The 25,322-nt window shown below is 67.5% G+C and carries 23 protein-coding genes and 1 pseudogene; 10 read left to right on the top strand and 14 right to left on the bottom strand.

The window, feature by feature from the left end; genetic code table 11:
* Positions 1–164 precede the first annotated feature (164 nt).
* The 3 genes from V3B41_RS16130 to V3B41_RS16120 all read left to right on the top strand — a co-directional run bounded on the left by V3B41_RS16130 (position 165) and on the right by V3B41_RS16120 (position 5,443).
* Positions 165–2,837, top strand: a complete 2,673-nt coding sequence (locus V3B41_RS16130) for a polysaccharide deacetylase family protein (RefSeq protein ID WP_049429187.1) — start codon at positions 165–167, stop codon at positions 2,835–2,837.
* A gap of 3 nt (positions 2,838–2,840) precedes the next feature.
* Positions 2,841–4,190: a tRNA uridine-5-carboxymethylaminomethyl(34) synthesis GTPase MnmE gene (mnmE, locus tag V3B41_RS16125; RefSeq protein WP_049429188.1), complete on the top strand. Its 1,350-nt coding sequence runs from the start codon at positions 2,841–2,843 to the stop codon at positions 4,188–4,190.
* Positions 4,191–4,327: 137 nt separating this feature from the next.
* The gene (locus V3B41_RS16120) at positions 4,328–5,443 is read left to right on the top strand and encodes a glycerophosphodiester phosphodiesterase (RefSeq protein WP_100443733.1); all 1,116 of its coding nucleotides are present in this window, start codon (positions 4,328–4,330) and stop codon (positions 5,441–5,443) included.
* Between the two features lie 140 nt (positions 5,444–5,583).
* Here V3B41_RS16120 and V3B41_RS16115 read toward each other — a convergent pair whose 3' ends face one another.
* Complete coding sequence (locus tag V3B41_RS16115; protein WP_049429190.1) at positions 5,584–6,354, bottom strand: rhomboid family intramembrane serine protease; 771 nt, start codon at positions 6,352–6,354, stop codon at positions 5,584–5,586.
* Positions 6,355–6,459: 105 nt separating this feature from the next.
* Positions 6,460–7,422: a TerC family protein gene (locus V3B41_RS16110; RefSeq protein WP_010487446.1), complete on the bottom strand. Its 963-nt coding sequence runs from the start codon at positions 7,420–7,422 to the stop codon at positions 6,460–6,462.
* Between the two features lie 320 nt (positions 7,423–7,742).
* Here V3B41_RS16110 and V3B41_RS16105 point away from each other — a divergent pair, with 320 nt between their 5' ends.
* Positions 7,743–8,912: a class I SAM-dependent rRNA methyltransferase gene (locus V3B41_RS16105; RefSeq protein ID WP_010487449.1), complete on the top strand. Its 1,170-nt coding sequence runs from the start codon at positions 7,743–7,745 to the stop codon at positions 8,910–8,912.
* A gap of 138 nt (positions 8,913–9,050) precedes the next feature.
* Positions 9,051–10,286, top strand: a complete 1,236-nt coding sequence (locus tag V3B41_RS16100; protein ID WP_049429191.1) for a dipeptidase — start codon at positions 9,051–9,053, stop codon at positions 10,284–10,286.
* A 126-nt stretch (positions 10,287–10,412) separates the two neighbouring features.
* On the opposite strand, the gene V3B41_RS16095 is transcribed toward V3B41_RS16100, so the two are convergent.
* The 3 genes from V3B41_RS16095 to V3B41_RS16085 all read right to left on the bottom strand — a co-directional run bounded on the left by V3B41_RS16095 (position 10,413) and on the right by V3B41_RS16085 (position 13,561).
* Entirely contained in the window at positions 10,413–11,840 is a 1,428-nt protein-coding gene (locus V3B41_RS16095; RefSeq protein WP_197619878.1) for an amino acid permease, read from the bottom strand.
* A gap of 158 nt (positions 11,841–11,998) precedes the next feature.
* Positions 11,999–12,418: a hypothetical protein gene (locus V3B41_RS16090; RefSeq protein WP_049429193.1), complete on the bottom strand. Its 420-nt coding sequence runs from the start codon at positions 12,416–12,418 to the stop codon at positions 11,999–12,001.
* Between the two features lie 57 nt (positions 12,419–12,475).
* A complete protein-coding gene (locus tag V3B41_RS16085) occupies positions 12,476–13,561 on the bottom strand; it encodes an aldo/keto reductase (protein ID WP_197619877.1) in 1,086 nt (361 codons plus the stop codon).
* A gap of 97 nt (positions 13,562–13,658) precedes the next feature.
* Between V3B41_RS16085 and V3B41_RS16080 the strand changes: the two genes are divergently transcribed.
* Entirely contained in the window at positions 13,659–14,561 is a 903-nt protein-coding gene (locus tag V3B41_RS16080) for a LysR family transcriptional regulator (RefSeq protein WP_049429195.1), read from the top strand.
* A 148-nt stretch (positions 14,562–14,709) separates the two neighbouring features.
* Here V3B41_RS16080 and leuE read toward each other — a convergent pair whose 3' ends face one another.
* The gene (leuE, locus tag V3B41_RS16075) at positions 14,710–15,339 is read right to left on the bottom strand and encodes a leucine efflux protein LeuE (protein ID WP_049429196.1); all 630 of its coding nucleotides are present in this window, start codon (positions 15,337–15,339) and stop codon (positions 14,710–14,712) included.
* Between the two features lie 14 nt (positions 15,340–15,353).
* Positions 15,354–16,325: a LysR family transcriptional regulator gene (locus V3B41_RS16070; protein WP_065428073.1), complete on the bottom strand. Its 972-nt coding sequence runs from the start codon at positions 16,323–16,325 to the stop codon at positions 15,354–15,356.
* A 91-nt stretch (positions 16,326–16,416) separates the two neighbouring features.
* On the opposite strand from V3B41_RS16070, the gene V3B41_RS16065 reads away from it, so the two are divergent.
* Complete coding sequence (locus tag V3B41_RS16065; protein ID WP_049429198.1) at positions 16,417–17,424, top strand: zinc-binding alcohol dehydrogenase family protein; 1,008 nt, start codon at positions 16,417–16,419, stop codon at positions 17,422–17,424.
* Positions 17,425–17,585: 161 nt separating this feature from the next.
* Here V3B41_RS16065 and V3B41_RS16060 read toward each other — a convergent pair whose 3' ends face one another.
* Positions 17,586–18,191 carry a glutathione S-transferase N-terminal domain-containing protein gene (locus tag V3B41_RS16060; RefSeq protein WP_049429199.1) on the bottom strand — a complete coding sequence of 202 codons (606 nt, stop codon included), beginning with the start codon at positions 18,189–18,191 and terminating at the stop codon, positions 17,586–17,588.
* Between the two features lie 45 nt (positions 18,192–18,236).
* On the opposite strand from V3B41_RS16060, the gene rmuC reads away from it, so the two are divergent.
* The 3 genes from rmuC to V3B41_RS16045 all read left to right on the top strand — a co-directional run bounded on the left by rmuC (position 18,237) and on the right by V3B41_RS16045 (position 20,929).
* Entirely contained in the window at positions 18,237–19,787 is a 1,551-nt protein-coding gene (gene rmuC / locus V3B41_RS16055; RefSeq protein WP_197619876.1) for a DNA recombination protein RmuC, read from the top strand.
* Positions 19,788–19,858: 71 nt separating this feature from the next.
* Positions 19,859–20,257, top strand: a complete 399-nt coding sequence (locus tag V3B41_RS16050) for a hypothetical protein (protein ID WP_197619875.1) — start codon at positions 19,859–19,861, stop codon at positions 20,255–20,257.
* Positions 20,258–20,383: 126 nt separating this feature from the next.
* The gene (locus V3B41_RS16045; protein ID WP_049429202.1) at positions 20,384–20,929 is read left to right on the top strand and encodes a glutathione peroxidase; all 546 of its coding nucleotides are present in this window, start codon (positions 20,384–20,386) and stop codon (positions 20,927–20,929) included.
* A 106-nt stretch (positions 20,930–21,035) separates the two neighbouring features.
* Here the strand turns inward: V3B41_RS16045 and V3B41_RS16040 are convergent, their stop codons facing one another.
* The 6 genes and pseudogenes from V3B41_RS16040 to V3B41_RS16015 all read right to left on the bottom strand — a co-directional run bounded on the left by V3B41_RS16040 (position 21,036) and on the right by V3B41_RS16015 (position 25,135).
* On the bottom strand, positions 21,036–22,052 hold the full coding sequence (locus V3B41_RS16040) for a VacJ family lipoprotein (protein ID WP_197650269.1): 1,017 nt from the start codon (positions 22,050–22,052) through the stop codon (positions 21,036–21,038).
* Between the two features lies 1 nt (position 22,053).
* Positions 22,054–22,365, bottom strand: coding sequence for an STAS domain-containing protein (locus V3B41_RS16035; RefSeq protein WP_197633471.1), 312 nt, complete (start codon positions 22,363–22,365; stop codon positions 22,054–22,056).
* Complete coding sequence (locus tag V3B41_RS16030) at positions 22,355–23,017, bottom strand: ABC transporter substrate-binding protein (RefSeq protein ID WP_049429205.1); 663 nt, start codon at positions 23,015–23,017, stop codon at positions 22,355–22,357. Before V3B41_RS16030 ends, V3B41_RS16035 begins: the two co-directional genes overlap by 11 nt.
* A gap of 56 nt (positions 23,018–23,073) precedes the next feature.
* Positions 23,074–23,538 (bottom strand): annotated as a pseudogene (gene mlaD, locus V3B41_RS16025) (outer membrane lipid asymmetry maintenance protein MlaD); the annotation flags it as partial.
* 59 nt (positions 23,539–23,597) lie between these two features.
* A complete protein-coding gene (locus V3B41_RS16020; RefSeq protein WP_005414955.1) occupies positions 23,598–24,347 on the bottom strand; it encodes an MlaE family lipid ABC transporter permease subunit in 750 nt (249 codons plus the stop codon).
* On the bottom strand, positions 24,347–25,135 hold the full coding sequence (locus V3B41_RS16015; protein ID WP_049429226.1) for an ATP-binding cassette domain-containing protein: 789 nt from the start codon (positions 25,133–25,135) through the stop codon (positions 24,347–24,349). Before V3B41_RS16015 ends, V3B41_RS16020 begins: the two co-directional genes overlap by 1 nt.
* Positions 25,136–25,322 lie beyond the last annotated feature (187 nt).

Genomic DNA, 25,322 nt, shown 5'->3' with positions numbered 1-25,322 from the left:
AATTATTTTTTTATGTGCTTTGGTTCTTGCCGGGGGCGCCGCCCCTCCCCACCACCCCTCGACTCTACCGCCCCGATCGACGCGAGAAGCCCGCCGCAAGGCGGGCTTTTCGCATGCGGCGTTAGAATTCCCCGCACACCGTTCCTCCCACTTCCGAGTCCGCCATGCCGCGTGCGTCGTCGTTCCGCCTGTTCCTGCCTTCGCTGCTGCTCACACTGGTCGTTGCCAGCTGCGGTGACAAGGCCGCGAAGGCACCGGCGACCACCCTCACCCAGCCCAGCGCGCAGGCGGCGGCGGCCGCCGATCCGACCGCCGCACCGTTGCTGGCTGCGTTGCAGAAGCAGCTCGACGGGTACCGTCGGATCATCGTGCTGCTGGCTGACGAGGAACAGCAGTCGGCCGCCGACCGCGGCACCTCCACGCGCGTGGGCCAGCAGCTGTTCCACGATGGGCTGGAACAGCGCACGGCGATCGCCGCACAGTTCGATGCGCTGCTGCGTGGTTCCAGCCCTCAGCGCTTCGCCACCCTCGGCACCGTGCTGGACTACATCGAGTCGGCGCCGGAACTGTTCGACGCCGACCGCCTGGCTTTCCGCGAAGTGCTGCGCGATCTGCATGAGCGCGTTGGCACCGACTCTTCGCTGCCGGCGGTGAAGCTGCACCAGCGCATCGGCGAGGACCTGGAAGCGCTCGATGAGATCGAACGCAACTACAACCAGGAACTGACCCGCATCTTCAGCCGCTTCGAGCGCACCCGTGCCATCGAGCTCAAGCGCGAGAAGTGGGAGGACTACATCGCCCACCTGCACAAGGACTACAGCCGCGAAGCGATCCTGCGCGATTATGGCGTGATCGAGCCGTATCCGATGTCGATGAAGGACAGCGACCGCGAGATCTTCGGCCGCGACCTGCCCGCCAAGACCGTGGTGCTGACCTTCGACGATGGCCCGCACAAGGCCTACACCGATGAAGTGGTGGCCATCCTCAAGCGTTACGACGTGCCGGGCGTGTTCTTCGAAGTGGGCCGCAACCTGGGCAAGGTGGAAGCCGATGGCAAGGTCAGTCTCGGCCCGATGGCGAAGATCAGTCGCAACCTGATGGAAGAGGGCTATGCGGTGGGCAACCACAGCCTGACCCACGCCCAGCTCTCGCGCACCACCGGTGATGCGCTGCGCCAGCAGGTGCTGGACACCGACACGCTGCTGAAGGACGTCGACAGCAAGCGTGCACCGCTGTTCCGCTTCCCTTATGGCGCGCGCAACGCCGAAGGCCTGCAGCTGCTCAACGAGGCCGGGCTGAAATCGATCATGTGGAACATCGACTCGATGGACTGGGCCGATCCGGTGCCGGAGTCGATCGTGCAGCGCGTGCTCGACCAGGTGAACAAGGAACAGCGCGGCATCATCCTGTTCCACGACATCCACGATCGTGCGGTGAAGGCGCTGCCGCAGATCCTCGACCGCCTGATTGCCGATGGCTACCAGTTCGCAGGCTGGAACGGCCGCGACTTCACCGTTGCGCGCGCGCGCAAGGGCGACACCGGTGCCGCCACCGTCACCACCGGCTACGAGAAGTCGTGGGCGATCGTGGTCGGCATCGACAACTATGCCAAGTGGCCGAAGCTGGAATACGCCAGCCATGACGCGCAGGCAGTGGCCGACACATTGACCGGGCAGTTCGGCTTCCCGTCCTCGCAGGTGATCGTGCTGAAGAACGAGCAGGCCACCCGCAACAACATCCTGGCCGCCTTCCACGACCGCCTGGCCGACGACCGCACCGGAAAGAACGACCGCGTGTTCGTGTTCTTCGCCGGCCATGGCGCGACCCGCCAGCTCGCCTCCGGGCGCGACCTCGGCTACATCATTCCGGTCGATTCGGATCCGAAGGAATTCGCCACCGACGCGATTGCGATGACCGACATCCAGAACATCGCCGAAAGCATGCAGGCCAAGCACGTGATGTTCGTGATGGATGCCTGCTACAGCGGCCTGGGCCTGACCCGTGGTGGCCCTTCGTCGTCGTCGTTCCTGCGCGAGAACGCACGCCGCAGCGCGCGCCAGATGCTGACCGCCGGCGGTGCCGACCAGCAGGTGGCCGACGCCGGCCCCAATGGCCATTCGGTGTTTACGTGGGTACTGCTGCAGGCGCTGGCCGGCAAGGGCGACCTCAACGGCGATGGCCTGATCACGGGTACCGAACTGGCCGCCTACGTGGCGCCGGCCGTCTCGGCCGTTTCGCACCAGACGCCGGCGTTCGGCAGCCTGCCCGGTTCCCAGGGCGGCGAGTTCGTGTTCCAGGTGCCGGACAGCCAGGAATTCCTCAACGCCGATACGCGCCAGCTGACCGCCGACGCGATCGCACTGAACAACAAGGTTGAAGCCGCCAGCGAAGCCAAGGGCAGCCAGGCACCGGTGACCGTGGCTGACCTGCAGGGCGGCAAAGCCAAGCTGGTGGTGCCCACTGCGGGCCCGGCATCGGATCGCCAGCGCGCGCAGCAGGCCAATGACCGCGGCCTGCTGCTGTACCGCGAGAAGCAGTACGACGAGGCGGTGGCGCAGTTCACCGAGGCGCTGAAGCTTCGCCCGGACTTTGCCCAGGCTGCCAACAACCTCGGCTTCGTCTATTACCGCCAGCAGCGCTACGCTGAAGCCGCACGCTGGCTGGAGAACACGCTGAACATCGATCCCTCGCGCGCCGTGGCCTATCTGAATCTGGGCGATGCCTACTTCAACGCGGGCGACAAGCCCAAGGCGAAGCAGGCCTACACCACTTACCTGGCGCTGCAGCCACAGGGCAGCGGTGCGGCGCAGGCGCGCGCGCAGCTGGAGAAGCTCTGAGCCATGAACGACGCGATCCGCACCGACACCATCGTGGCGATTGCCAGTGCGCCGGGCGCCGGCGGTGTCGGCCTGCTGCGCCTGTCCGGCCCGCGCGCCGCGGTGATCGCCAACGCGCTGGGCGCGCCCGCGCTGCGGCCGCGCCATGCGCACTACGCGCGCCTGCGCGATGCCGACGGCGAGGTCATCGACGATGGCATCGTGCTGTGGTTCCCGGCGCCGAACAGCTTCACCGGCGAGGAAGTGGTGGAACTGCAGGGCCACGGTAGTCCGGTGCTGCTGCAGCAACTGGTCGCGCGCTGCATCGCACTGGGCGCCCGCCAGGCGCGGCCGGGCGAGTTCAGCGAACGCGCCTTCCTCAACGGCAAGCTCGATCTGGCCCAGGCCGAGGCCATCGCCGACCTGATCGCCGCCGGTGACAACCGCGCCGCGCGCGCGGCACGCCGCTCGCTGGATGGCGTGTTCTCGCGCCGCATCGAGGCCGTGGTCGAACAGCTTGTGCTGCTGCGCATCCATGTGGAAGCGGCCATCGACTTCGCTGACGAACCGCTGGATACCCTCGGTGGCGCGCAGGTGCGGCGTGGGCTGGAACAGGCGCGCAGCGATCTGGCCATTCTGCGCCGCGATGCCGAACGCGGCCGTCGCCTCCGCGATGGCCTGCACGCGGTGCTGATCGGTCCGCCGAATGCGGGCAAGAGTTCACTGCTCAACGCGCTGGCCGGTAGCGAGCGCGCCATCGTCACCGACATCGCCGGTACCACCCGCGACACCCTGCGCGAGACCATCCGCCTGGACGGCCTGGAGCTGACCCTGGTCGACACCGCCGGCCTGCGCGACGGCGGTGACGCCATCGAACGCGAAGGCATGCGCCGCGCCCACGTGGAGATCGAGCGTACCGATCTGGCGTTGATCGTCCTGGACGCGCGCGATCCGGCGGCCGGTGAGGCCGCGCTGGGTGATGCCGTAGCGGCGGTGCCGCACAGGGTCTACATCCACAACAAGTCGGACCTGCTGGAAGCGTTGCCGGCGCTGGATGACCCGGACCGCGTGTTCGTTTCGGCCGCGACTGGTGCCGGCCTGGAGGACCTGCATGCGCGTCTGCGCTCGATTGCCTCTGCCGGGGCAGGTGAGCAGGTGGACGGTGAGTTCTCCGCACGCACACGCCACGTGGATGCGATCGAACGCGCACAGGAACACGCACAGCGCGCCGATGGCGAGCTGGCGCACGAACACCTGGAACTGGCCGCCGAGGAGCTGCGCCTGGCGCATGACGCGCTGGGCGAGATCACCGGGCAGATGAGCGCCGATGACCTGTTGGGACGGATCTTCTCCAGTTTCTGCATCGGGAAGTAACTGTAGAGCCGAGCCCATGCTCGGCGGTTCTACCCGTCAGCCGAGCATGGGCTCGGCTCTACAGGTGCACGCTTCCCCCGCCTGTCACATTGCCGCCTCATACTGACGCCCATCACATACCGCTTGGGGAAGTCGCAGTGAAGTCGTGGGGTTGTGCGTTGCTGTTGTCGCTGGCCGTGGCACCATCGGTGGCCATGAGTGCTGAATCCTCCACCCCGGCCGCGCCCAAGGTGTCGGTCTACGGCCATCGCGGCGCAAGCGCGCTGCTGCCCGAGCACACCCTGGCGGCCTACGCCCAGGCCATCGCCGACGGCGCCGACTACATCGAGCCGGACCTGGTGATGACCAGGGACGGGGTGATGGTGGCCCGCCACGAGAACGAGATCAGCGGCACTACCGACGTGGCCTCGCATCCCGAGTTCGCCAGTCGCCGCACCAGCAAGGTCATCGATGGGCAGAAGGTCGATGGCTGGTTCACCGAAGACTTCACCCTGGCCGAGCTGAAGACCCTGTACGCGCGGGAGCGCCTGCCGGAGCTGCGCAGCACCGCCTACGACGGCCAGTTCCGCATCGCCAGCCTGGACGAGATCCTGGCCTTCCTGGTCCAGCAGGCCGGGCGCGCCAACCGCGGCATCGGCCTGGTGCCGGAGATCAAGCACCCGACCTACTTCCAGTCGATCGGCCTGCCGATGGAAGACAAGCTGCTGGCCGCGCTGCGCGGCAACGCCTATACCAACGTCGGCCCGGTCACCATCCAGTCGTTCGAGATCGCCAACCTGCGTTACCTGCGCGGCAAGATCCCGCGTGGCAGCAACATCCGCCTGCTGCAGCTGCTGTGGAAGGGCGATACCCAGCCGGCCGACATCGCCAAGGCTGGTGGAAAGCTGACCTACGCGCAGATGATGACCCCGGCCGGGCTGAAGGACATCGCCGGCTACGCCGACAGCATCGGTCCGGAGTTGCGCTCGATCATTCCGCTGGATGCCAAGGGTGCACTGGGCACGCCGACTTCGCTGGTGCGCGATGCGCATGCGGTGGGGCTGATGGTGATCCCGTATACCTTCCGCCCGGAGAACCATTTCCAGGCCAGCAACCTGCGCAAGGGCGCCGACAACGCGCGCAATGCCGAGGGATCGATCGCCGAAATGCGTGCCTACCTGGCCACCGGCATCGATGCGTTCTTCACCGATGACCCGGCGCTGGGCCGGCAGGCGGTGGATGGAATGGGCGCGGCGGGTAGCGCGGCGGACTGACCCGCGCTGGTCCGCGTGCTCTGGTAGTTGCCAACCTTGGTTGGCATGCAGCAGGAGCGCCGACCAAGGTCGGCCACTACCGGGTCATGAAGATGCCGGATGGGGTCAGAGCCCCTTCGGGGATCCGACCCCGTCACCGATCAACCGCGCGGCTCGTCCGGGCGGCGGAACGGAATCACCACGTAGTCCTGTCCTTCGCGCGGCTGCCACAGCACCGGCACGCGCTGCGGTGACGGCGGCTCCAGCTCGTCGTCGGCCAGCGGCTCGACCTCGTCCTCCTCGTCTTCCCAGCTGTAGCGCTGGCGCGGCGGCAGCGGGTCGGCGTTGCGGAACAGCAGCGCGGCGATGATGCCGGCGAAGGCGCCGCCCATGTGCGACTGCCAGGACACGCCGTCGGCGTGCGGCAGGACGGTCATCAGCATGCCGCCGTAGAACAGCATGCCGATCAGGCCGGTGGCGATTGCCGCGCGGTCGCGGCGCAGCAGGCCCAGGCTGGCCAGCAGGAACATCAGGCCATGGGTCACGCCACTGGCGCCCAGGTGCACGCTGCCGGGGTTGCCCAGCATCCACGCACCGAGGCCCGAGCCCAGCCATAGCAGGGGCAGCGCGCGTACGGTGGCTTTCGGATACACGCTGCCGGCCAGGGTGCCCAGGATCAGGATGGCGATGCTGTTGGCGGCGATATGCTCGACCGAGGCATGCAGCATCGGGCCACCGATGAGGCCGAGCAGGCCCTTCGCTTCCAGTGGCGCCACGGCCCAGGGCCGCCAGTCGAAGGTGCCCTGCAGGGCGAACACGGCCACCAGCATCAGCACGGCGGCCAGGCTGACATTGAACGCCCGCAGGATGCGCGAGCGGTCATTGCGAGGGGCCGGTACGTCGCCGGCGGGCAGGGGCGCGTTGTTGTCCATACCCCAGCAATGGCGGTGAGTGGCGCGAAACCAAGGCCACCGCAGCGGGAGAGTGGAAACGGCCGGCGGGACAATCCCACCGGCCGCGCCGTTCAACGGTCAGGCTCAGGCCTGGCCTTCGCCTTCCTTCGGCGGGTACTTCAGGCTCAGCACCACGGTGGCGGCGATGATCACCGCCACCACGCCCAGCGACACCGGGGTCGGGATCTTGAACAGGTCGATGATCATCATCTTGATGCCGATGAAGCCCAGCACCAGTGCCAGCCCGTACGGCAGCAGGTGGAAGCGGTCGGCCATGCCGGCCAGCAGGAAGAACATCGCGCGCAGGCCCAGCACTGCAAACACGTTGGAGGTGAGCACGATGAACGGGTCGGTGGTGATCGCGAAGATCGCCGGGATGCTGTCCACGGCGAAGATCACGTCGGTGACCGCGATCAGGATCAGCACGGCAAACAGCGGGGTGAACCAGCGCACGCCGTCGCGCTTCACGCTCAGTGCGTTGCCGGCGTAGTCCGGCAGCAGGCGCAGGTGCTTGCGCATCCATCGCAGCGCCGGATTGGTCTCCAGGTCCGGCTCCTGGCCGGCGGCGAACCACATCTTCCAGCCGGTGAAGAGCAGGAAGGCGCCGAATACGTAGAGCAGCCAATGGAACTGGCTGATCAGCACGCTGCCAGCGAAGATCATGATCGTACGCAGCACGATCGCACCCAGGATGCCGATGATCAGCACCTTCTGGCGCTGCTCCTCCGGCACCGCGAAGTAGCTCATGATCATCAGGAAGACAAAGATGTTGTCGACCGCCAGCGCCTTCTCGACCAGGTAACCGGTCAGGAATTCGAGGCCGACCTTGTTGGCCACGACCTGGCCGGCGGTCTCATTCAGGTAGTACCAGAGGCCGGCGTTGAACAGCAGGGCCAGCGCGACCCAGCCGATCGACCACCACAGGGCCTCCTTGAAGGTGACCTTGTGCGGTCCACCATGGCGCATCAACACGAGGTCGACCAGCAGGGCGATGACCACCACCGCTGCGAAGCCGCCCCACAACCACACGTTACCGATCGTCTGCATTGGGAATGTCCGTTGGAAAGATGAATGCCAGGCCGGACGGCGAGGATCTGCAACGGAGGATCGGGAGGGGGATCCAGGGACAGAGCTTCGCCAGTACGGCGAAGGTCTCGCTCGCAGTCCCAGTCGGCTGGAACTGCCGTTGCACCGGAGCCTGCGGGCTCGAAATGACGGCGACAACGTCTGGGAGCTACTCCCCTTCTGGCGCCGATTCTGCCGTCTGGGCGGGCTGCCGTCAAATGGGGCCCGGGCGGGGCGGTAACCCCAATGGAGTCAGAGCCCCTGCGGGGATCCGACCCCGGCGGCCGGTTTACAATAGGTGGATGAATACCCCCCTTCCGATTGTCCGCCTCAAGAATGCGTGGCGTTCCAGCCACCCGTGGATCTTCCAGAAACTGGTCGAGAAGCCGACCGTCCGGCCCAAGCCCGGTTCCATCGTCGACGTGGTCGGCATCGATGGTGAGTTCATTGGCCGCGGGTTCTACAACGGGCACTCGCGCATCGCCGTGCGCATCCTCGAAACCGACCAGAACGTGCCGGTCGATGCCGGCTGGTTCTCGCGCAAGATCGCCCAAGCGGTGTCGCTGCGCCGTGAGGTGCTGAAGCTGGACGCGGTGTCCGACGCCTGGCGCGTGGTGCACAGCGAAGGCGACGGCCTGTCCGGCCTGGTGGTCGACCGCTACGGCGACCTGGTGGTGGTCGAGTTCTTCGCCGCCGGCATGTTCCGCCACCGCGAGTGGATCTACGACGCCCTGCGCGAGCAGTTCCCGGGTTGCCGCTTCCACAGCTTCGCCGACGAGCACGTGCAGAAGCAGGAAAGTTTCGACTTCCACGGCAACACCACCACCGAAGCGTCGGTGATCACCGAGTACGGCATCAAGTTCCGCGCCGACCCGGCCGGTGCGCACAAGACCGGCTTCTTCGCCGACCAGCGCGAGAACCGCGAGTGGCTGAGCCAGCAGGTGGAAGGCAAGAGCGTGCTGGACCTGTGCTGCAACACCGGCGGTTTCGCCGTGTATGCGGCGGCGCGTGGCGCTTCGGAAGTGGTCGGCATCGACATCGATGAAGACGTCATCCAGATCGCCAAGGGCAATTCGCGCCTGAACAACGTGCGCCCGAAGTTCGTGCAGTCCGACATCTTCCCGTGGCTGCGCGATGCCGCCAACCGTGGCGAGCAGTACGACGTGGTGATCCTGGACCCGGCGAAGATGACCCGCGACCGCGACCAGGTGATCACTGCGCTGAAGAAGTACCTGGACATGAACAAGCTGGCGCTGGGCGTGGTGAAGCCGGGCGGCCTGTTCGCCACGTTCTCCTGCACCGGCCTGGTGGCCGAGGACCAGTTCCTCGACATGCTGCGCCGCGCGGCCTATTTCTCCGGCCGCACGATCCAGATCCTGAAGGTGGCTGGCGCCGGTCCGGACCATCCGTTCATGGCCCACGTGCAGGAATCGCGTTACCTGAAGGCCGTGTTCTGCCGCGTGGTGGATTGACCGCGGGACGCTGTAGAGCCGAGCCCATGCTCGGCTGATCTGCCTGACAGCCTCAAGATCCGCCGGGCGTGGCCCGGCGCTACCCAATGCGCGGCCGCAGCGCTATGGTCGGGCTCTTCCCAATGCCGGTGAGAGCCCATGCCATCGTTGCGTCGTCTGTCCGTTGTGCTTGCCCTGGCGCTGAGTGCGCCGCTGTCCGCCCATGCCATCGAGTTCAGCGCGCAGGAGCTGGCGCGGGCCAAGGCCCTGCAGCAACGCCTGGTCACCCTCGACAGCCATCTGGATACGCCGGCCAATTTCGGCCGCGCCGGCTTCGACATCGAACAGCGCCACGACCGCAACGCGCTCTCGCAGGTGGACTACCCGCGCATGGTCGAAGGCGCGCTGGACGGCGGTTTCTGGGCGATCTACACCGACCAGGGCGACCGCACCGCCGCCGCCCATCTGGCCGAGCGTGACCACGGCCTGCAGCGGCTGCTGGAGATCCGCGAAATGCTGGCCGCCAATCCCGAGCGTTTCGCGCTGGCATTGACCGCCGATGACGCGGCGCGGATCAAGGCCGCCGGCAAGCGCGTGGTCTACATCAGCATGGAAAATGCCAGCCCGCTGGTGGCTGACCCGAGCCTGCTCTCGTTCTACCACCGCGCCGGCCTGCGCCTGCTCAGCACCGTGCATTTCGCCAACAACGAGTTCGCCGATTCGGCCACCGACCCCAAGGGCGCGGAATGGAAAGGCCTGAGCCCGGCCGGCAAGGACCTGGTGCGGCAAGCGGTGAAGCTGGGCATCGTGATCGACCAGTCGCATGCGTCGGACGCGGTGTTCGATGACCTGCTGGCGATGATGCAGGTGCCGTTCGTGCTCTCGCACAGCTCGGCCAAGGCGATCTACAACCACCCGCGCAACCTCGACGATGCGCGCCTGCGCAAGCTGGCCAAGGCCGGTGGCGTGATCCAGGTGAATGCCTATGGCGGTTACCTGATCGACACCGCGAAGACGCCCGAGCGCAAGCAGGCCGAAGAAGCGCTCAGCAAGCAGCTGGGCGGCTGGGAAGGCATGGGCATCGAGCAGGGTGTGGCTCTGCTCAACGCCGAACAGGCGCTGGACCATGAGCACCCGGTGCGCCATGCCAGCCTGGACGACTTCTTCGCCCACTTCGAGCACATCCTCAAGGTGGTCGGCCCGGAACATGTGGGCATCGGCCTGGACTGGGATGGCGGCGGTGGCCTGAGCGATCTGCCCGATGTCAGCCAGCTGCCGAAGATCACCGCGTGGCTGCTGCGCAAGGGCTATACCGAGCAGCAGATTGCCGGCATCTGGGGCGGCAACCTGCTGCGGGTGATGCGCCAGGCGCAGGAGTACGCCGCTGCTCCGTAGAGTCGAGCGGCGCTCGACTGCGCCTTTGTAGAGTCGAGCCATGCTCGACTGCTTTCGATAGGCACCCCGTGAGCCGAGCATGGCTCGACTCTACAGAGGAGCGCCGGGCCATGCCCGGCGGCCTCCTTACTTCGCGATCAACGCGTGGCGGCGGCTGTACAGCAAGTACAGCACCAGGCCGACCAGGTTCCACAGCAGGAAGTACAGCTGGGTGCTGTGCGGCAGGCTGAGGAACAGGTAGATGCAGCCCAGCGCGGCCAGCGGGCCGACCACGAAGGCCAGCGGCGTACGGAACGTGCGCTCGCGGTTCGGCTCGCGCAGGCGCAGCACCACCAGGCAGATACCCACCGCGGTGAACGCGGCCAGGGTACCGGCGTTGGCCAGCGCCGCGATCTCGTCCAGGCGTGCCACACCGGCCAGCGCCGACACCACCACCGCAGTGAACAGCGTGGTCGCCACCGGTGTGCCGGTGCGGGCGTTGACCTTGGACAGGCCACGCGGCAGCAGGCCATCGCGGCTCATCACGAAGAAGATGCGGCTCTGGCCGTACAGGAAGGCCAGCAGCACGGTCGGCAGCGCGATGATCGCGATCACGCCGATCACCATTGCCGCGGTCGGATGGCCGAGCTGGCGCATGATCAGCGCCAGCGGCTCGGCACTGTGGCCGAACACGGCGTAGCTCATCGCACCAACGGCGGCGAGCGCGACCAGCACGTAGACGATGGTGCAACCGATCATCGAACCGATGATGCCGATCGAAAGGTCGCGGCCCGGGTTCTTGGTTTCCTCCGCAGCAGTGGAGATCGCATCGAAGCCGTAGAAGGCGAAGAAGATGATTGCCGCTGCCGCCATCACGCCGTGCTCGACGCCATCGGGGCCCATCGACTTGGCGAAGCCGTACGGCATGAACGGCTGCAGGTTGTTGCTGTCGAAGGCGGGCAGGGCCACCGCCACGAAGATGGCCAGCGCGATCAGCTTGAACACCACCAGGATGGCGTTGAGGGTGGCGCTTTCCTTGGTGCCGGCCATCAGCATACCGGCTACCAGCCAGGTGATGATGATCGCCGGCAGGTTGATCATGCCGCCTTCCACGTGCGGGCCGGCGGCCAGCCAGGCCGGCAGGTGCACGTTCCAGCCGAACTGGGTGTGGACCCATTCGAGGAAGCCGACGAAGTAGCCGGACCAGCCCACCGCCACCGTACTCACCACCAGCGAGTACTCCAGGATCAGGCTCCAGCCCACCACCCAGGCGAATACCTCGCCCAGCGCGCTGTAGCTGTAGGTGTAGGCACTGCCGGCGGCCGGCATCATCGTCGACAGTTCGGCGTAGGACAGTGCCGCGCAGGCGCAGACCGCACCGGCAATCGCGAAGGAGATCAGAACGGCCGGGCCGGCCAGGTTGGCACCCACGCCGATCAGCGTGTAGATGCCGGTACCGACGATGGCGCCGATGCCCAGCGCGATCAGGTGCGGCCAGCTGAGCGTCGGGATCAGGCGCCTGCCGGCTTCGTGGACGGTGACGGAATCTAGGGACTTGCGCCGGAACAGGGACATGCAGGCCTCGGAAGGGGTGACTAAGAACGACAAGTCCCCGAGTGTGACCGAACGCAGCGCAGCATTACCACTGACGCGGGTCATACCCGACACGCCGCGCGCTGCACCGCGAGCAGGCTGCCGGAATCGGCATAAAGGGCCGTAAGCCCGGTACCGCCTCAGGGGGGGCTGGGCCAGTGGCAGCCGTCTTCCTGCCAGGCTTCGGGGTCGTCGTGGAAGGTGGTGCTGCGGCCGTCGCGGGCGCGTTCGTAGCGCAAATCCAGCACCAGGGCACCCTGCGTGCTCAGCAGGTAACGGCCGTTGAGGCGGCCATCGACATGCTCTTCCCAGACGCTGTCGAACTGGTAGGGGCGATCTTCGGCCAGCACCGTGGTCTCCATCGAAACCCGGCGCAGCGGCAGGCGATCGCGGTGGCCCGCGTAGCGCACGTCGGACTGGCCGTCCTCCAGCCAGCGCCATTCCAGGTGGATGCTGTCATTGCGACCACCGGTCAGGCAGCGATGGTCCTGCACGGTGGTGCCAGAGGCGGTGCCGGCGAGCAGCAGCAAGGGCAGGGTACAGCGAGCCAACCGGGCCATCCACGCGCGTCCATTCGGCAGGGAAGGCCAGCATAGCGCGCCCTCCCTGCCAGGGCCTCAGCGCCCGCGGGCGCGCAGACGGGTGCCGCCGCTCATCAGCATTCTTGGCAATGGCATCTGCAGGAAATCGTGTGGGAACGAAGGCGCCACCGCACTGATCGCATCAAGACGAGCCAGGGCATCGGCCGGCAGCACCAGTTGCAGCGCGGCCAGGTTGTGCTCGAACTGCGCAAGGGTACGGGCGCCGATGATCGGCAGCGCGCCGGTACCGGGGCGCTGCAGCAACCAGGCCAGTGCCACCTGCGCAGGCGAATGCGAAAGAGCGGCGGCGATCAACCCGACTTCCTCGGCAATCTGCAGCGAACGTGGGGTCAATGCACCATTGATCAGGGCGACATTGCGGCGTGAGCCACCCGGTGAGGCATCGAGGGCATCGCCCTGGGCCAGGTCGGCGGCGCTGTATTTGCCGGTCAGCACGCCACTGCCCAGCGGCGACCACGCCACCACGCCCAACCCAAGCGTATCGGCCATCGGCAGCAGTTCGTGCTCGACGCTGCGCTGGATCAGGCTGTACTCGATCTGCAGCGCCACCAACGGTGCCCAGCCGCGCAGGTCGGCCAGGGTCTGCATGCGCGCGATCTGCCAGGCCGGCGTGTCCGAGATGCCGGCGTAGAGCACCTTGCCGCTGCGGACCAGGTCGTCGAAGCCGCGCATCACCTCGTCCACGCCGGTGGTGTCGTCCCAGGCATGCAGGTACAGCAGGTCCAGGTAGTCGGTACCCAGCCGGCGCAGGCTGTCCTCCACCGAGCGCAGCATGCTCTTGCGGTGGTTGCCGGCATTGTTCGGGTCGCCGGGTACGGTGGCCAGCGTGTACTTGCTGGCGATCACCAGCCGGTCGCGCTGGCCCTGGGCGAAGCGTCCGAGCAGGGTCTCGGCGCTGCCATTGGTGTAGTTGTTCGCGGTATCGATGAAATTGCCGCCGCGTTCGACGTAGCTGTCGAAGATGCGGCGGGCCTCGGCTTCGTCCGCGCCCCAGCCCCAGTCGGCACCGAAGGTCATCGTACCCAGTGCCAACGGGCTGACGCGAAGGCCGGAGCGGCCAAGCAGGCGGTAGTGGTCCAGCGACATGTGGGGCTCTCTCACAGGAAGGCGGCTGCACCGCCGGGAGCCACAGCATCCGTCGCCCGATCCTGTGGATAAACTGGAAGGAACCGGACTCACCATGAAGAGTGGCTTCACAATGGATCCCTCCGCACCGTTGTCGGCGGTGGTTGCCTTCGTCCACGTCGCCGACCATGCCAGCTTTACCCGCGCCGCCGATGCGCTGGGGGTCTCCACCTCGGCGCTGTCGCAGAGCGTGCGCGCGCTGGAAGCGCGGATGGGCGTGCGCCTGCTGCAGCGGACGACGCGCCGGGTTGGCCTGACCGAACACGGTGCGCGCTTCCTCGCACATGTACGCGGCGGGCTGGCACAGATCGAATCGGCGTTCGCCGATCTCGACAGCGTGCGCGCGGTCCCGGCCGGGAAGCTGCGCATCACCCTGCCACGCATCGTTGCCGAGCGCCGGGTGCTGCCCACACTGCCTGCGTTCCTGGCGCGCTACCCGCAGGTGGAGGTGGAACTGTGCGTCGAGCCGGCGCTGACCGATCTGGTGGCTGAGGGCTTCGATGCTGGCATCCGCCTGGGTGAATCACTGGCGCGCGGCATGATCGCGGTGCCGATCGGGCCGCCGGAGCGACAGGTGGTGGTGGCCACGCCGGATTACTTCGCGCGGCATGGCATCCCGGCCAGCCCGCATGATCTGCAGGGGTATCCGTGCATCGTCCACCGTCGTGCCAATGGCCGGTTGATGCCGTGGGAGTTCAGCCGGGATGGCCACGATCTGGAGGTGGACGTGACCGGCCGCCTGGTGTTCAACGATGCCGAACTGGCCTACGCCGCCGTGCTGGCCGGGCTGGGCATGGCACAGGGGTTCGCCTCGCTGGTAGCCGATGATCTGGTGGCCGGGCGCCTGCAGGCGGTGCTGGACGACTGGCAGCCGCCCTTTGCCGGCTTTCATCTGTACTACCCGGCACGCGAGCACATGGCACCGAAACTGCGGGTGTTCATCGACCATCTGCGTGCCGAAATGCACGGCCGGTAGAGGACAACCCTGGTTGGCAGACGGCCTCTGGGACCATGAACGCCGGTGGCGCCAGCGCCACCAAGGCCGGCGACTACCGGATCCCGCGCTCTGGTAGAGGCCAACCTTGGTTGGTCGACGCGGCGTCAGAGCCTGCTCGACGGCGGTATCAGCCGTTCAACCCCAGCCGGATGCCGAACCCCACCAGGAACAGGCCGGCCACCCGGCGCAGCGCATCGCTGATGCGCGGATGCTGGATCAACCGGCGGCGGGCCAGGTTGCCGACCCCGATCAGCATCGAGCAGTAGGCGATGCTGACCACCAGGATGATGCCGGCCAGCGCGGCGAAGGTGGCGATGCCCTGGTGTGCCTTGGGATCGATGAACAACGGCAGGAAGGCCATGTAGAACAGGATTGCCTTCGGGTTGAGCAGGCTGACCAGGATCGCCTGCTGGAAGTAGCGGCCGGGCTGCATGCGGATCGGACCGGCGTCGCCGCCCTCGTGCCTGGGCGTGCGCAGCAGGCTGATGCCCACCCACACCAGGTAGGCCGCACCCAGGTACTGCACGGCATGGAACACCAGCGGATTGGCTTTGAGCAGCGCAGCCACGCCGGCCAGCGCCAGCCACATCAGGATCTGGTCACCGACCAGCAGGCCGGCCAGTGCCGTGTAGCCACCGCGCACGCCGCCTCGGCCGGTGGCGGTCAGCAGGGTGAAGGTGCCGGGGCCGGGCAGGGCGAGGAACACCAGCACGGCGACCAGAAACGTCCACAGGTCCTGGATGCCCATCCACGGCATGGCGGTGTTCTCTTTTACGGGGGGCCGTCATTGTCGGCCAGCACCGGGGCGGGCGACAGGGGGCTGGTGAGTCCATCGGGCATGCCAGACAGCAGCGGTTGCAGGTGCTGGCGCAGCTGCGCGTGCAGCTGCCGCACCGCCGGCGAGAACTGCTTGCGATGCGGGCACACCAGCTGCAGCGGAATGTGGCTGCCAACGCCATCGAGCAGCAGCTGCAGGCGGCCGGCCAGCACGTCTTCGCGCAGGTCCAGCCAGGATTTGTAGGTGATGCCTTCGCCGGCCACCGCCCAGCGCCGCACCACGTCGGCGTCGTCGCAGACCAGCGGGCCGCGCACCGGGATCACGGTGCGGCGCCCGTCGACCTCGAACGACCAGCGATCGTAGGCGCGGCCACTGAGCTGGTAGACCAGGCAATCGTGCTCGCGCAGTTCGTCCAGGCGCACGGGCGTGCCCCGTCGCCGCAGGTAATCGGGCGAAGCCGCGAGTACACGGCGGTTGCCTTCGAGCAGGGGCAGGGCCACGTAGTTGGCGTCGTCGAAGTGGCCGATGCGGATTGCCACATCGACCGGATCGCGGAACACGTCAGCTACCTCATCGGACAGCTGCAGGTGCAGGCGCAGCCGTGGATGGGCGGCTCGGAACGCGGTCAGCCACGGCAGCAGCAGGTTGCGACCGAAGTCCGATGGCGCCGACAGCTGCAGCGTGCCGTGCAGTTCGGCGTCCTCGCCCTGCACGCGGGCCCGACCTTCGCGCAGGGTAGCCAGCACCTCCTGCGCATACGGCAGGTACAGCGCGCCCTCACCGGTCAGGCGCAGGCTGCGGGTGGTGCGCACGAACAGGCGCAGGTCCAGTTCGCGCTCCAGCCGCGCCACGGCGGCAGCGACCTGGCCGGGCAACAGGTCGGCCTCGCGCGCGGCCTGCGAGAAGCTGCCCAGTGCGGCCGTGCGGACGAACAACTGCAGATCGTCGAAGCGGATCATCTTCATTGCCAGAGTGAAAGTGCTGCCCGATTCTGCGCCTTTCTGAGCGGCCTTGCGCGGCGCAACCTGTCCACTCCTTCCCCACTGGACCGCTGCCATGCGCGCCATTGCCTACACCCACGCCGGCCTGCCGATCGACGACGCCCGGGCCCTGATCGACATCGAACTGGAACTGCCGCAGCCTGGCCCCCGCGACCTGCGGGTGGCGGTGCGCGCGGTGGCGGTGAACCCGGTCGACACCAAGGTCCGCCGCGGCGTGGCCACCGATGGCCCGCGCGTGCTGGGCTGGGATGCGGTCGGCATCGTCGACGCCGTGGGCAGCGAAGTGACCCTGTTCCAGCCCGGCGATGCGGTCTACTACGCCGGCGTGATCGACCGGCCGGGCAGCAATGCCGAATACCAGCTGGTGGACGAGCGCAGCGTCGGTCGCAAGCCGGCCAGCCTCGGTGATGCGGCCGCCGCGGCATTGCCGCTGACTGCGATCACCGCCTGGGAGCTGCTGTTCGACCGCCTGCGTATTCCCGAGGGTGGTGGCGAGGGCCAGACCCTGCTGGTGATCGGTGCCGCCGGTGGCGTCGGCTCGATCCTGGTGCAGCTGGCGCGGAAGCTGACGAAACTGACGGTGATTGGCACCGCATCGCGCCCGGACACCCAGGACTGGGTGTATGCGATGGGCGCGCACCACGTGATCGACCACAGCCAGCCGCTGGCCGAAGGCCTGGCACGGCTGGGCATCAGCGAGGTGCAGCATGTGGCCAGCCTGACCCATTCCGACCAGCACTACGCGCAGATCGTCGAACTGCTGGCGCCGCAGGGCCAGTTCGGCCTGATCGATGACCCGGGCCAGGTGGATGTGATGGCGCTCAAGCGCAAGGCGCTGTCGCTGCACTGGGAATCGATGTTCACCCGCCCGCTGTACAGGACCGCGGACATGCAGCGCCAGCATGAGCTGTTGAACCGGGTGGCCGAGCTGATCGATGCAGGCGTGCTGCAGACCACGCTCGGTGAGCACTTCGGGCGCATCGACGCGGCCAACCTGCGGCGCGCGCACGCGCTGCTGGAAAGCCACCGCGCCAAGGGCAAGATCGTGCTGGAAGGCTGGTAAGGCCCGGTTTTTCCTGTAGAGCCGAGCCCACGCTCGGCTGCCGTCAGCGCACGCCGCTCAGCCGAGCATGGGCTCGGCTCTACAGAGATTCATCCACGAATGGCATGGATCCACCGTGTCGACCCAGGTCGACACCTGCCAACAGCGACCGGCACCTCCCCTCAGGCTACGCCGTTGTCGACATGGGCGGTGAAGCCCGGTTGCTGGCGCAGGCGTTCGAACCACGCCGCGAGGTGTGACAGCACGGGCTTGTGGCCCGGTGTGCTGCGCCAGCGCTGGGTCGACAGCCCCAGCACGACATCAGCGAGGGTGAAGGTGCTGCCCGCCACGTAGCCATCGGTGGCGGCCAGCTGTGCATCAAGCACCCCCATCAGCCGGTTCCACTGCGCCAGGCTGGCCTCGGCGCGGGCGTCATCCGGGTAGTCCGGGTGTTGCCGTACCCGCGCCATGAACACGTGGCGCCAGGCACTGTTGAGGTCGCTGGCCTGCCAGTCCATCCACTGCTCCACCCGCGCACGGGCCTGCGCCGCAGCAGGCAGCAGGTCGTCACGGCCGGCGAGCACGGCCAGGTACCGGCAGATGCTGTTGGACTCCCACAGCACGAAGTCGCCATCGCGCAGCACCGGTACCTGCCGGTTCGGATTCAGTGTGGCCACCAGGTCTGCCGGTGGCGCAGGCTCGTGGTGCAGGGGCAGATCCAGCCCCGCGCACAGCCACAGCACCTTGCGCACATTGATGGAGGTTGGCTTTCCGTACAGAGCGAGCATGGTTCCGGCGCAGCAGCTGAGACTCCGCCAGCCTACACTTGTGCCATGCAAACCGAATATCTGCTCATCGGCGGCCTTCTATTGGCCGTGCTCATCCTGCAGCTGGTCGCCCTGCTGCGCCGTCCACCGCATGACCGCCTGGAACAGGCGGTGCGCGAGGAGGCACGCGCCGGGCGCAGCGAACTGCGCGAACAGCTCGATGGTTTTGCCCGCGCGCTGACCGACCTCTCCACCCGCACCGACCAGCGCCTGGACCTGCTGCGCGAAGCCTTGGGCGAAGACGCCCGCAAGGCGCGCGCCGAAGCCGCCGACAGCCAGCAGCGCGGCGCCGCGTTGATGGGACAGCGCCTGCAGGAACTGCGCGGCCAGCTGGAAACCTTCGGCCAGCAGCAGGAAGCGCGCATCCACGCGTTCGGCCAGCAGCTGCAGGAGCTCACCGGGCGCACCGACACCCAGCTTGGCGCGCTGCGGCAGACATTGGTGGACGATGCGCGCAAGGGCCGTGAGGAAGGTGCGCAGTCGCAGCAGCGCCTGACCGAAAGCCTGGGCCTGCGCCTGCAGGAACTGACCCAGCGCAACGAACAGCGCATTGCCGAAATGCGCGCCACGCTGGAAGAACAGTTGCGCGCGCTGCAGAACGACAACGCACAGAAGCTGGAGCAGATGCGCCACACGGTGGACGAGAAGCTGCAGTCGACGCTGGAAACGCGCCTGGGCAACTCTTTCAAGCTGGTGTCCGAGCGACTGGAGCAGGTGCAGCGTGGCCTCGGCGAGATGCAGCTGCTGGCCACCGGCGTCGGCGATCTCAAGCGTGTGCTGACCAACGTCAAGAACCGTGGCAGCTGGGGTGAAGTGCAGCTGGAGAACATCCTCGAGCAGACGCTCACCCAGGAGCAGTACGCACGTGCGGTGAAGGTGCGGCCGGACAGCGGTGAAATGGTGGACATTGCCGTACGCCTGCCGGGGCGCAGCAGCGATGACACGCCCGTGTGGCTGCCGATCGACTCCAAGTTCCCGCGCGAGGACTACGAACGGCTGCTGGATGCGCAGGAACAGGGGGACGCAGAGGGCGTGCGCCTGCAGGGCATCCAGCTGGAGCGCGCGGTGCGCGTGCAGGCCAAGTCGATCTGCGACAAGTACATCGCGCCGCCGCACACCACCGATTTCGCGGTGATGTTCCTGCCCACCGAAGGCCTGTACGCCGAAGTGATCCGGCGCCCGGGCCTGGTCGACCTGTTGCAGCGCGAGCATCGCGTGGTGGTGGCCGGGCCGACCACCGTCACTGCCCTGCTCAACAGCTTGCAGATGGGCTTCCGAACGTTGGCCATCGAGCAGCGCTCCAGCGAAGTGTGGAGCCTGCTGGGTGCGGTGAAGAGTGAGTTCGGCAAGTTCGCCGGCATCCTGGAAAAGGCCGAGAAGCAGATCACCACGGTCGGCCGCAGCATCGGCGAGGCCAGCCGCAAGACGCGCACCATCGAACGACGCCTGCGTGGCGTGGAATCGTTGGCGTCCGAACAGGCGCAGTCGCTGCTGGGTGATCTGGCCGAGGGCGATGGGGCCGGCGAGGACGAAGGCAACGACGGCGACGAGGCCTGAGCCACGCTGACACGCCGCCTGCATCGCCGATGCGTATGCTGGCGGCCTGTCCGCTTCGATCAGGTACCGCCATGCGCCTGCGCCTCTGCTCCAGCCTTGTCTTGACCGCACTGCTTGCCGCCTGCAGCAGTGCGCCGCCGGCCGTGGACGTGGCGGCGCAGACCGGCACTGCGGCCAGCCCCGAAGCCGCCGAGGCCTACCAGGAGGCACGCGACGTCGACTGCCAGGCGGCCGGTGGCACCCTGCAGCGGCTGGGCCGGCTGCAGCGCGAGCAGTGCGTGATTCCCTACGCCGATGCCGGCAAGGCCTGCAGTCGCAAGAGCGACTGCACGGGCCAATGCCTGGCCAGCGGCGAGGTGGCCGCTGGCAGCGTCGCCACCGGTACCTGCCAGCGCGATGTCAGCCAGAACTTCGGCTGCCGCCAGCGCATCGAGGACGGCAAGGCGCAGGGCACGATCTGCGTGGATTGAATCCTGCCTGTAGAGCCGAGCCCACGCTCGGCTGCTGTGGCATCAGCCGAGCGTGGGCCCGGCTCTACAACCGCGTGCGCGGCGCTATGCTGGTGGGCCATTCCCCGCCGTAGCCGGAGCCCCCGCGTGAGCACCCCGATCCAGGACATTTCCCTCACCACCATCGACGGCCAGCCGTCCTCGCTTGCCGACTACCAGGGCAAGGTGCTGCTGCTGGTCAACGTCGCCTCCAAGTGCGGCCTGACCCCGCAATACGAAGGCCTGCAGGCGCTGTATGCGGAAAAGCACGCGCAGGGCCTGGAAGTGCTGGGCTTCCCCGCCAACAACTTCCTCGGCCAGGAGCCGGGCAGCGAGGCGGAAATCCAGCAGTTCTGCCAGCTCACCTACGACGTCAGCTTCCCGATGTTCTCCAAGATCAGCGTGGCCGGTGACGACACCCACCCGCTGTACCAGCAGCTGATCGCCGCTCAGCCGCAGTCGATCGGTGAAGGTCCGTTGCGCGAGCGCCTGGCCAGCAAGGAGATCCCGATCCACGCAGCACCGGCGGTGCTGTGGAACTTCGAGAAGTTCCTGGTTGGCCGCGACGGCAAGGTCCTCGCGCGCTTTGCTCCGGACGTGGCGGCCGATGACGCGCGCCTGCGCGAAGCCATCGAGGCCGCCCTGGCGGCCTGATCGGCCGGGGCCGGATCCCTTTCCACGGGAAAGGGCTCCGACCCGCCCCGAAGCGCCAAAGAAAAACCCCGCCGAGGCGGGGTTTTTCATGCGCTGCTGAAAGGACTCAGTGGGTCCACTGCGGCATCGGCATTGCATCGACCGGGATCGGCGAATTGGCGTCGTCGTGGCCACGCTCGCGCTTGCTGCGCAGATCGTTCTCGATCTGGTAGTTGCGGCGCTGCATCCATGCATCGCGCACCAGCGAGTACTCGTCCACTGCGGTGTCGCGCAGGTCGTCGATCGCCAGCAGCTGCGCGCGGGTATCCACCAGCTGCAGGCCCTGCAGGCCGATGCGGACCTTGTCTTCCTCGATGCGGCGGATCGGCGACAGCGGGATGTCGCCGGCCAGGCCGAACACATCGCGCACGGTACGCGGGCCGAAGAACGGCAGTTCCACGTAGCGCGAGCGACGCCAGCCCCATACGCCCAGGGTCTGGCCGAAGTCTTCATTGCGACGCGGCACCATCGCCTTGCTGGCCGGATCGAACAGGCCGCCAATGCCCAGCGTGCTGTTCATCAGGAAGCGGCCCAGGCTGTCCCAGGCATCGGCACCACGGCCCTGCAGCAGCTGGTTGGTGATGGTCACCGGCGCGCGCAGGTTGCTGAAGAAGTTGCTGACGCCGGTGCGGGCGAAGCGCGGCACCACGTGGGTATAGGCGGTGGCCAGCGGACGCGCGACGCCGCGGTCGACCGCGTTGTTGAACTTGTGCACCTTGCGGTTGAACGGTTCCCACGGGTCGTAGGCCGCCGCATTGGTGGTGTTGCCGGCACCGCCATAGAGGGCATCGAAGTCGTCATCGCCACCGGGCGTGGCGGCTGTGGCGGTCTTCGCTGCACTGCTGTCGCCGCTGTCGGTCGGCGCAGCCGGCGACGATGCGACAGCAGCCGGCGGATTGGCCACGGGTGCGACCGGTGCAGCGTCAGCCGTGCCTGCATCGGTGGCTGCGGCAGCAGGCGAGGTGGTGGTACTGGCCGGAACCAGGGTGCTGGCCGCGGGTGCATCGCTGCGCGCGGGCTTGCCGGCACAGGCGGTGAGGGCGGTGGCCAGGACGATCAGGGGGAGGGTGCGCACGACGTTCATGTCAGCTCGCAGCAGAAGTAGCGTTGAAATCCAGGTTGGGCGACAGCCGATAGGCCGCGCTCAATTCGTTGTAGCCAGCCGGCGCGCCGGTGATCACCAGCGGGTGGCCGGCCTTGCGCGCACGTGCCGCGAGCTCGGCCAGCAGGGCCAGGCCGGCGCTGTCCACGCGTTCGACCTCGCTCAGCTCAAGCCGTGCCAGCTTTGCCGGCAGGGCCTGCAGCTGCGGCCACAGCGCGATCACCGCGGCGCGGTCGAGCACCCCGCGCAGGCGCAGGGTGTCGCCTTCCAGCAGTGCCAGTGGGTTACTTGCCATTGCCCGCGGGCCCGGCCTGCATGCTGCCGCTGTGCAGTTCGCTGGCCACCTGCTTGATGCCCTTCTGGCGCAGCGGGGTGTCGAACTGGTTGCGGAACGTCTGCACGTAGGAGATGCCTTCGATGTTGACGTCGAAGATCTTCCACTGGCCGTTCACGTTGCGCATCCAGTACTCGACCGGGGTCGGCTCGCTGCCGGCACGCACCAGCTCGGTGCTCACGCGCACGCCGCGGTTGCCCGGCAGCGGGCTTTCACCCTTCAGGCGGAAGCTCGGCTTGCCCTGGATGTTGAGCAGGGTCGAACCATAGCGCTGCATCAGGCTGTCGGCCATGGCATCGGCGAACAGCTTGATGTCGGCATCCGAGGCACCGCGTGCGTGCGGGCCCAGCACCAGGCGCGCGGCATAGTCGCGGTCGAAGGTGCGGTTCAGTTCGCTGTCGATGTAGTTGCGCAGGCTGGCCGGGTTGCTGCCGAACTCGCTCCTGCGCTGCTGCAGGGTGGTGAGGATGCGCGTGCTGGCATCGATCACCACCTTGCCGGCCTGGCCCTGCGTCGCGGCAGCGGCGGGAGCGGCGGCCTGGGCCTGGGCGAGGAACGGAGTAGCCGCCAGCAGCGCCGAGGCGAGCAGGGCCGGGATCAGTTTCATCTTCATGGTTGCGGTTCCGTTGCAGGCGCCTGCGCGCCATCGTTGGGCTTCTGAGCAGCGCCGCCACCGGCACCACCACTGAACATGTACTTGCCGACCAGCTGGATCAGGTCAACCGCCGGCTGGGTGAAGACAATCTCGTCGCCGGCCTTCAGCACGTCCGGATCACCGCCCGGCTGCAGACCGATATAGCTCTCGCCGAGCAAACCACTGGTGAAGATGCCGGCCGAGGTATCCGCCGGCAGGTCCTTGACCTTGCTGTCCATGCGCAGGGTCACGATGGACTCGAACTTCACCGGGTCCAGGTCGATCGAGGCGACCTGGCCGACGGTGACGCCGCCGATCTTCACCGGCGCCTGCTTGCGCAGCTGGCCGACCTGGGAGAAGCGCGCCTTCAGTTCGTAGCCCTGGCTGCCCCAGCTCCAGCGCTGGTTGGTCGAAGCCACGGCCAGCACCATCAGCGAGGCCAGGGCCAGCAGCAGGAAAGCGCCGACGGAGAATTCGAGTCTGGGACCGCGGATGGCCATGTGGATTACCTGATCAAGTCGTGGTGGCCGCGCGCGCCAGCGCACCGCCGGTGGAGGGGTTAGGTGAACAACATTGCCGACAGCACGAAGTTGAACATCAGCACCAGCAGCGAGGCGTTGACCACCGCACGGGTGGTCGCCACCGAGGTGCCCTCGATGGTCGGCTCGGCGTGGAAGCCAACGTAGGCGGCGACCAGGGCGGCGGTGCCGCCGAAGATCGCCGACTTCAGCATCGCCACGCCGAAGTCATCCCAGAAATCGACGCTGTTGCGCAGCGCCGACCAGAACACGCCATTGTCCAGGCCCAGCACGTGCACGGCCTCGAAGTAGCTGGCACTGATCGCCAGCGAGCAGAAGATGCCGGTCAGCAGCGGCACGGTCAGCACCGCCGCCCAGAAGCGTGGTGCCACGGCCTTGGCCACCGGGTCGATGGCCATCAGCTCCAGCGCCTTGATCTGGTCGGTGGCGCGCATCAGGCCCAGCTCGGCGGCGATCGAACTGCCGGCGCGGCCGATGAACAGCAGCGCGGTCAGCACCGGCGCCAGCTCGCGGTACAGCGACAGGCCGAGCAGGGTCGACAGCGCGTCGGCCGCGCCAAAGGTGGTCAGCGTGCGGTAGCCCTGCAGGGTCAGCACCAAGCCGACGAAGGCGCCACCGACGGCGATGATGGGCAGCGAGCGCGCGCCGATCTTGTAGATCTCGCGGGTCAGTTCGGCCAGGAAGTCACGGGTCGGCAGCGAACCGCGCAGCACGGTCAGCGAGAACAGGCCGGCGCGGCCCAGCGAACGGGTGGCTTGAACGAACGGCATCAGGCAACCCTCGCGCGCGGCGCGGCATCGAACGGGATGGGGCCATCGGGCTGGCCATGCAGGAACTGCCGCAGCAGCGGATCCTGGCTGGACTCCAGTGCCTCGGGCGATCCCTGGAACACGATGCCGCCATTGGCGATGGCGATCACCTGGTCGCAGATCGGCAGGGTCTCGTGCACGTGATGGCTGACGATGATGCTGGTCAGGCCCAGGCTGTGGTTGAGGCGCTGGATCAGGCTCATGATCACCCCGGAGGCGATCGGGTCCAGCCCGGTCAGCGGCTCGTCGTAGATCATCAGCGGCGGGTCCAGCGCCAGCGCACGGGCCAGCGCCACGCGGCGTGCCATGCCGCCGGACAGTTCGCGCGGCCACGCATCGGCGGCGGCCAGCAGGCCCACCGCATGCAGCTTCATCTCCACCAGCCGGCGCAGCACGGCGGCCGGCAGGCGGGTATGCGTGCGCAGCGGCAGTGCGACGTTTTCGGCCACGGTGAGGTCGGTCAGCAGGCCATTGCCCTGCAGCAGCACGCCCACGCTCTTGCGCATCTCCAGCAGCGCGCTGCTGTCGTGCGGGATCGGCTTGCCGAACAGGGTGACCTCACCGGCGACCGGTCGCAGCTCGCCGGTCAGTGCCGCCAGCAGGGTCGACTTGCCACTGCCGGACGGGCCGAGCACGGCAGTGATGCTGCCCTTGGGCACCTGCAGCGACACGTCGCGCAGGATCGTGCGTCCGCTCCGGTCGATGCGGACGTTGGACAACTGCACCAGACTGGAGGCGGAAGCCGACATGGGCACCATTAACGTTTTTTAGACATCGAAGGATCGGGCCAGCCGGCTGAACATAAGCAGACTGGACGGTCCAGTATTGTTGCACGGCAGGGCTTGGCGCAGGCCGGGACAATCGGCCGGCAGCCCGGAACAATCCGTACCGTCGATGGGCCGACCATTGAATACTGCCTGCCGTCCTGCACACTGT

It is taken from the genome of Stenotrophomonas sp. SMYL89 (assembly GCF_036319985.1).
GTDB lineage: Bacteria > Pseudomonadota > Gammaproteobacteria > Xanthomonadales > Xanthomonadaceae > Stenotrophomonas > Stenotrophomonas maltophilia_Q.
This window is presented reverse-complemented; position numbering and strand designations above follow the sequence as displayed.

What these genes read in the sequence shown, in the direction of transcription:
- V3B41_RS16130 (WP_049429187.1), top strand. Translation starts at nt 165, where the DNA reads ATGCCGCGTGCGTCGTCGTTCCGCCTGTTCCTGCCTTCGCTGCTGCTC.
- mnmE (WP_049429188.1), top strand. Translation starts at nt 2,841, where the DNA reads ATGAACGACGCGATCCGCACCGACACCATCGTGGCGATTGCCAGTGCG.
- V3B41_RS16115 (WP_049429190.1), bottom strand. Translation starts at nt 6,354, where the DNA reads ATGGACAACAACGCGCCCCTGCCCGCCGGCGACGTACCGGCCCCTCGC.
- V3B41_RS16110 (WP_010487446.1), bottom strand. Translation starts at nt 7,422, where the DNA reads ATGCAGACGATCGGTAACGTGTGGTTGTGGGGCGGCTTCGCAGCGGTG.
- V3B41_RS16105 (WP_010487449.1), top strand. Translation starts at nt 7,743, where the DNA reads ATGAATACCCCCCTTCCGATTGTCCGCCTCAAGAATGCGTGGCGTTCC.
- V3B41_RS16100 (WP_049429191.1), top strand. Translation starts at nt 9,051, where the DNA reads ATGCCATCGTTGCGTCGTCTGTCCGTTGTGCTTGCCCTGGCGCTGAGT.
- V3B41_RS16095 (WP_197619878.1), bottom strand. Translation starts at nt 11,840, where the DNA reads ATGTCCCTGTTCCGGCGCAAGTCCCTAGATTCCGTCACCGTCCACGAA.
- V3B41_RS16090 (WP_049429193.1), bottom strand. Translation starts at nt 12,418, where the DNA reads ATGGCCCGGTTGGCTCGCTGTACCCTGCCCTTGCTGCTGCTCGCCGGC.
- V3B41_RS16080 (WP_049429195.1), top strand. Translation starts at nt 13,659, where the DNA reads ATGGATCCCTCCGCACCGTTGTCGGCGGTGGTTGCCTTCGTCCACGTC.
- leuE (WP_049429196.1), bottom strand. Translation starts at nt 15,339, where the DNA reads ATGCCGTGGATGGGCATCCAGGACCTGTGGACGTTTCTGGTCGCCGTG.
- V3B41_RS16070 (WP_065428073.1), bottom strand. Translation starts at nt 16,325, where the DNA reads ATGAAGATGATCCGCTTCGACGATCTGCAGTTGTTCGTCCGCACGGCC.
- V3B41_RS16065 (WP_049429198.1), top strand. Translation starts at nt 16,417, where the DNA reads ATGCGCGCCATTGCCTACACCCACGCCGGCCTGCCGATCGACGACGCC.
- V3B41_RS16060 (WP_049429199.1), bottom strand. Translation starts at nt 18,191, where the DNA reads ATGCTCGCTCTGTACGGAAAGCCAACCTCCATCAATGTGCGCAAGGTG.
- rmuC (WP_197619876.1), top strand. Translation starts at nt 18,237, where the DNA reads ATGCAAACCGAATATCTGCTCATCGGCGGCCTTCTATTGGCCGTGCTC.
- V3B41_RS16050 (WP_197619875.1), top strand. Translation starts at nt 19,859, where the DNA reads ATGCGCCTGCGCCTCTGCTCCAGCCTTGTCTTGACCGCACTGCTTGCC.
- V3B41_RS16040 (WP_197650269.1), bottom strand. Translation starts at nt 22,052, where the DNA reads ATGAACGTCGTGCGCACCCTCCCCCTGATCGTCCTGGCCACCGCCCTC.
- V3B41_RS16035 (WP_197633471.1), bottom strand. Translation starts at nt 22,365, where the DNA reads ATGGCAAGTAACCCACTGGCACTGCTGGAAGGCGACACCCTGCGCCTG.
- V3B41_RS16030 (WP_049429205.1), bottom strand. Translation starts at nt 23,017, where the DNA reads ATGAAGATGAAACTGATCCCGGCCCTGCTCGCCTCGGCGCTGCTGGCG.
- V3B41_RS16020 (WP_005414955.1), bottom strand. Translation starts at nt 24,347, where the DNA reads ATGCCGTTCGTTCAAGCCACCCGTTCGCTGGGCCGCGCCGGCCTGTTC.
- V3B41_RS16015 (WP_049429226.1), bottom strand. Translation starts at nt 25,135, where the DNA reads ATGTCGGCTTCCGCCTCCAGTCTGGTGCAGTTGTCCAACGTCCGCATC.